Source organism: Streptomyces sp. NPDC057623, from assembly GCF_042800355.1.
Classification (GTDB): domain Bacteria; phylum Actinomycetota; class Actinomycetes; order Streptomycetales; family Streptomycetaceae; genus Streptomyces.
The window spans coordinates 1-6,439 of record NZ_JBHVGZ010000081.1; the positions used below are offsets into that span (position 1 = coordinate 1).

At 67.7% G+C, this 6,439-nt stretch carries 1 protein-coding gene; it reads right to left on the reverse strand.

Annotated elements, in window-relative coordinates; genetic code table 11:
• Positions 1–154 precede the first annotated feature (154 nt).
• Positions 155–6,283, reverse strand: a complete 6,129-nt coding sequence (locus ACFU95_RS43615) for an RHS repeat-associated core domain-containing protein (RefSeq protein WP_383840873.1) — start codon at positions 6,281–6,283, stop codon at positions 155–157.
• Positions 6,284–6,439: the final 156 nt, after the last annotated feature.

Sequence of the window (6,439 nt, forward strand, 5' to 3'; positions counted from 1 at the left end):
GGGGGGGGGGGTGGGACTCGGCGGAGGCTCGGGGGAGTGGGAAAAAACACATTTTCCGCCACACCCTTCTGCTTTTCCCCCCGGGGCGGGGGGGGGGGGGGGGCCCAGGGGGCGGGCCCCCCCACACCGGTCCTGGCATGATCTTCCTACCCCGTCACTCGCCTCTGTTGGCGAGGTCCCAGATATTGCGGTTGCTGGCTGCTCGCGCGGCGCGCATGCCGGCCCACCTCGCGGCTCCGGCGCCCACCACGGAGAAGCCCGCGCCCACGCCGCCCGCCAGCAGATACCCGCCGGTCGTCTTGTTCTCCTCGTCGGAGAACCCGTAGTCGGCTACGCCCGCGAGCGCCCCGAAGGCCGCACCGCACACCGCGACGCCGACCGGTCCTCCCGCGAAGGCGCACCCGATGACGGCGCCGACGCCGATGATCGTGCCGGCGTTGTCCTTGAGGAATCCGACGGTCTTGTCCCAGAAGCCCTCGTCCTCCTTCTCCAGCTTGTCCTTGTAGCTCTTCTTCACCTTCTTCATGCAGCCGTTGCCGTCGGAAACCTTGTTCGCGAAGCAGCCGTAGAACGCGCCCGCGGCTTCCTGCAGATCCTTCAGCTCCTTGTCGTCGCCCATGGCGCCGATCCATGCCTGTGCCTCGCCCTTGGTCACATAACGGCTGCCCTGATAGCCGAGGTCCTCCTTCAGCCAGTTGTAGACCGGCACGGGGAGCTTGGTGCGTTTCGGAGCGCTGTACCCGGAGTTGATGGCCACGATCGAGCCGTCGCCGACCGCTGTTCCCCTGGTGTAGTCGACCTTCCCCGTCTTCCGGTTGTAGCCGACCGCGTCCTGCGTCGCCCTGTCGCAGTTCTCCAGCGAGTACTGGCAGGAGTTGGGCCGGGAACCGATCTCCAGACCACTCGGGTCGCTGTGGGCGACGGGGTTGTTGGCGGCGTAGCTGTAGGCGTTGACCTCCTGCGGGGAGTACGGCTTGGTGAGCTCGTCCGGGCTGAGGAAACGGGCGAGGACCGGATCGTACATACGCGCGCCCAGCATCGACAGACCGGTGGAATCGTCCTCCGGCCGGCCGACGTAGCCGCGGTCCACCGCGCCCGGCAGGCCCGCCGTGGTGCCCCGTTGCTTGCCGAACGGCTTGTAGCGGCGGCGGGTGACGGTGCCTCCCACAGCCGCGACCATGAGTTGGGTCGAGGCCTGGTTGTCGCTGAGCAGCCAAGTCAGCTTGCCGTTGGTGGTGCTGTCGGCCGTACGGACCGCGAGGCTGGTGCCGTCCGCCGAGTAGAAGCGGCTGGCCTGGGCGGCGGCGCTGCCCGCCTTGTGGATCTCATGGCCGTCGAGGTAGAGCACCTTCTCCGTGGGGGCGTTGCGCAGGAGCACGTTGCCTCCGGAGTCGTAGACGTACGACGTGGTGTCGCTGCCCGTCTTCACCGAGGTCACGCGATTCAGCGGCGACCAGAGAAGCGTCGAGGAGACGCCGTTCACGGTCCGGGTCGTCATCCGGCCGGCGTCGTCGTAGCCGTAGCCGTCGGTGCTCGACCCGGTGACCACGCTGGTGACCGCGTGCGGGCGGGCGGTGTCCGCCGTGTAGGTGGACTCGTCCGCGCTGTAGCCCGGGTAGTGGTAGTCGTGCGTGACCGCGGCGGCCGACGACGAGGTCTTCTCCGTCAGAGACTGGAGATTGCCCATCTTGTCGTGGGTGTACTTCTCCTGGTAGGGATCCGGCCCGGCGAAGTCCGAGGCCGGTGTCGTGCCGCAGGCGGTGGCCGCCTGGGTCCAGGCGCCGGTGAGCCGCTTCAGGTCGTCGTAGGTGAAGCACTGCTGCTGTCCAGCGGTGTTCTCGCGCAGGGCGGTGACGTCACCGCTGTTGTCGCGGGTGTAGGTGTCGTCCTGGATCTTCGCCGAAGAGCCGCCGGTCAGTGTGCTGGTGGTGATGTTCTTCAGCCAGCCCGTGCCGTTGCTGTCGTCGTAGGTGAGGGTCCGGGTCATGCTGGTGTCGGTGCCGGAGACGCCGAGCGAGCGGGAGATGGTCCGGCCGTAGTCGTCGTAGCCGACCTGACCGAGGTAGGTGGACAGGGCGCTGGACACCTTCGACAGGCGTCCCTGGCCGGAATAGGTGGAGGTGACGGTCTCGGCGGGCAGTCCGCCGATGGCCGGGTACTCCACCGATGTGATGTGATCGGCCAGGTCGTAGCCGTACTTGAAGGTGTACGTACCGTTCAGCCCGGTGCCGTCGCCGGCGTTCGGCACGGTCACGGTCTTCGTCGTGGCCCGCCCCCGCGTGTCGTACGCGGTGATCTTGCCGGTGTACGCGTTGCCGGCGGTGTCGTAGGACGTCGTGGACGTGACCCGTCCCTTTGCCCCGGGGACCGCGGTGCCGTTGTCGTTGTCGTACGCCGTCCTGCTGAGCACCGTGCTCCCCTGCGAGACCGTGGTCGGGCGCTGGAGCGCGTCGTAGGCGTAGGTCAGGACCGTGCCGTTGCCGTCCTTGGCGGTGGCCACGTTGCCGTTCGCGTCGTACGTGGCGCTGGTGTCTCCGCTGTCGGGGTCCTCGGTGGTCAGGCGGTCGCCCGCGAAGTTGTAGGTGTAGTGCGTGGAGTTGCCGTTGGCGTCGTGGAGGTATTTCAGCCCGCCGCTGCGCGTGTACTCGTACGTCGTGGCGTTCGACTGGGTGCCCACGTGCTCAACGACCTTCACCGTCTGCCCGTAGACATCGGTGTACCTTTCGACGGCTTGGCCGACTGCCGGGATGACCGTGGTGAGGTCCGCGCCGCTGTAGCCGGTGGTGACCTTGCCCGCGGCCTGCGGGACGCCGTTGACCTGGTACTGGGTCACGGTGGTGCGGCCCGCCCAGTCCACCACCTGGTCCGTGTAGGACGGGATGGCTGAGACGGCGGGGTTGACGACCTTGGAGCCCGCCGCGGACGAGTTGTAGAAGGGCTGCGAACTGCCCGCGACGTTCCCGGAGGAGTCGTAGCGCGTGACGGTGACCGTCATGCCGGTGCCGGACGGCGCGGGGACCTGCAGTTCCAGAGTGCGGCCGAGTCCGTCGGCCCAGCCGTGGGTGCTCGCGTACGTCGTCCCCTTCTGGAGCACCTTGGTCGTGGCCCTGAGCGGTGCGCCCGTGGCCTGGTAGGGGACGGACGCCGAGGCGGCCTGCATGGGCAGCAGGTAGTCGAAGGTCATCGACGCGGTGCCGTCGGGATAGTTGGCGGACTCGGTCGGCTTGAAGACCTTCGAGGTCCGGCCGACTCCGTCGTAGACGACCTGGGTGGTGCTGCCGGCCGCGTCGACCGTCTTCCAGGGCTCCCCCCAGAAGCGGGAGAAGTACACCGTGGAGCTCAGGGCGGAGCCGGCTCCGGCCCCGTCCGGGTCGGGGGAGGTGGTCACCACCCCGTTGACGGGCCAGGACGTGGCCGGGTTGTAGGTCGTCGTCGTCGCGTTGCTCTTCCCGTCGAACGTCTTCACGACGCGCCCCGCGTCGTCGAAGTTCGCACGGGTCACCCGGGCATTGGCCACGTCCGCGTCCGTGTACACGCGCGTCTCGGTCGCGTTCCCGTCCACCAACGCGGTGTTGTTGTCGTCCCAGGTGGTCGACCCGTCGTAGTACGTGGCCGTCCGCCGGTCCAGATGGACGAAGGGTGTGCCGGCCGTCTTGTCGTTCTGGACCGTGGTGCAGCCGACGTTGTAGTGCCGTTCGTCGTCCTGGTAGACCATCCACCGGACGGTGCCGGTGGCGTCGTCGGGCATGTCCGCCGTGTTGTAGGCGCGACCGTACTCGGTGCAGTGGTTGTCGGAGACGTTGCTCTCGCCCCAGTCGTCGACCCGCATCGGCAGGCCGAAGGCGGTGGAGGCGGCTTCGCTGTCGTCGTACTCCGTCTCGACGATGTGCTCCCGCCACGTGGACAGGTCGGAGTCGCTGGAGTCGTACGCCTTCTCCACCGTGCGCAGCTTCTTCTCGCGGACGAAGCGCGCGTCCGGCAGACCGACGTACTGGGCGGTGTTGTGCACCCAGTATTCGTGCCACTCCCGCTTCTGCGAATTGCCGGCGTCGTCACGGGCCGAGGTCTCCAGGGTCCGGCCGGCCAGCCAGGCGGAGTCGGTCCACTCGGTGCCCTCGGAGTCGGTCACCTTCACCGAACGGGTCTGGGACGCGTCGGTCTTGGAGGTGCGGTCGCCGTCGAGGCCTCGATGGAGCCAGTGGTAGGTGGAGTGCAGATTGTCGCCGGCACCGGTAGTGACCAGGACCTTGCCGTAGCCGCGCCACTCGGACCAGGTCTCGTCCTCGTCCTTCACGAGCGGATTCGCGGTGAAGGCCCAGCCCGGTGCGCCGTCGTACTCGTACGTCGTGGTCATGGCGGGGTCACCTTCGTCGTAGGTGCCCGGATCGACCCTGACCTGGGTGACGACGAACTTCTTGAACCAGCCGGTGCGTGCCTCGGTCTCGCCCTCGGGCGTCCACTTCTGCCAGAAGCACTCGAAGTTGTTGTTGGCCTGGGACGGCGGGTTGCTCTCGTCGCACTGGCGGGAGATCGCGCCGTCGTCGTCCGTCGCGTGTCCGTACGTCACGTCGATGGTCGAGCCCGTGTCGGTGACCACCTGCTCGACCCGGCGGAAGTTGAGGGTGCCGGATCCGACCAGGTTGTCCTGCCAGGCGCCGTCGAAGTTGATGGCCGGCAGGGTGACGTCGTCGCCCGAGTAGCCGCGGCGCTGGATGTAGTCCAGCCAGAGCTGGCCGCCGACCTCGCCCTCGGGATTCATCATCGCGTACCGCATCTGGTACTGCATGACGGTGTCCCACTCGGCGGCGTTGTTGTCCCTGACCTGCGTCGTGATGTCCCAGAGCAGGTCACGCTGGAAGAAGGTGGGGTAGTACGTCTTGCCCGCGCAGGCGTCGTCGTCCGTGGAGCCGTCGCAGATCAGGTCGGTCGGGACGTCCGGATAGGACTCCGGCGAGGAGTCGATCGTCGGGCAGTCGGCGGCGGTGTTGTCCAGCGGGTTCGGCTCCTCCAGGCGTTCCTTGCAGCGGTTGAGGTGCTGGAACACGATCCGGGCGGGCAGTTGGGCACCGGAGATCTGTGAGGACCAGCCGTATTCGATGCGTGTCAGATACGAACCGGCGTCGTAGCCGCGGGCCTTGTCGGCGCCGGCGACCGAGCGGTAGTAGTTCCGCTCCTTGTCGTAGAAGTACGAGGTCTCGACCTCGTTGGGATCCACGACCCGGTCGAGGTTCCACTTCCAGGCCTGGTCGCAGTACGTCGGCTGCCCGCCGTCGTAGCAGGGTTCGCCCGCGTCGTCGCCGATCACCGGAACGGTGAGCACCGAGCGCGTGGCCAGGCTCGTGTCGCGCTCGGAGCGGCCCCAGCCGAAGTAGTAGCGGGTGCCGTCCTGCTTGGTGACGACCCAGAACTCGTTGTTGTTGTCGGGGTTGTTGGGGTTGCCACTGAGCTTCTGGATCTTCCAGCCCTTGTCGTCCTTCATGTGGAAGGAGCCGGTGCCGGTGTTGTCCTGGATGAGCTCGGAGCTCTCCCCGCCGAGGGTGATCTGGTAGACGGCGCCGTTGGGGTCGTCGGTGGAGTTGGGCGAGTCCCAGCAGAGGTCGCCCCACTGCTGTCCCTGGTCGGGCCCGTGGCCGTCGTCGATGCAGTTCTTGTACTTGCGCTCGATGTAGCCGACGTTGAGGTCCCACCCCATGCCCACCCAGGAGGCCTGGTTGTTGGAGGCCGACGTACGGCCGTCGATGGACTGGGAGTTGTAGTTCAGGGCTAGTTCCGGCGCCGAGCCCACCGGGGGTTTGGGCACCTCGATCGGGATGTTGTAGGTGAAGGCGCCGGAACCGAGCGAAACGTTCCACTTGCCGGACTGGTTGGTCGGCGTGGCCCGGTAGTCGCCCTTGTCCGAAGAGGAGCCGCTGGTCAGCGCATACGTGACGGCTTCGGCGGCGAGCGGTGCGTTCGCGCTGTCCGGCGCCGCCTCGACCATGGCGGTCAGGGTCTGCTGCTGGGCGTCGTTGCGCGAGGACACCTCGGTGCCCTGGCGGCAGGACGGCTCGTCCGGGGCGGTGGCGGCACAGGTGGGCAGCCGCGTCAGCTGGAGGCGGTCGGCGAAGTCACCGCCGTAGGCGTGCGCGAAACCGGAGTAGTCGATGGTGACTTCGACGGGGCCGGCGGCGGGGGAGGCGTCGGCGCGCCGGACCCGGAGCCCAAGGCCCACCCCGCCGAACGGTTCCACCTTGCGACGGTCCAGCACCTCGACCGACACCCGGCCGGGTCCGGGGGCGGTCACGGAACGGGCCAGTCCCTTGGCCGCACGAACGGCGACGGCCGCGGGGGGGGGGACCGAAGGGGTTGTTTTCCTTTTTTCCAGGGCTTTTGGCTCGGTCCCGGCAGTTGACCTTTCTTTATCTTGTCTCACCCCCCCCCTCTTTTTTTTCTTTTTCTT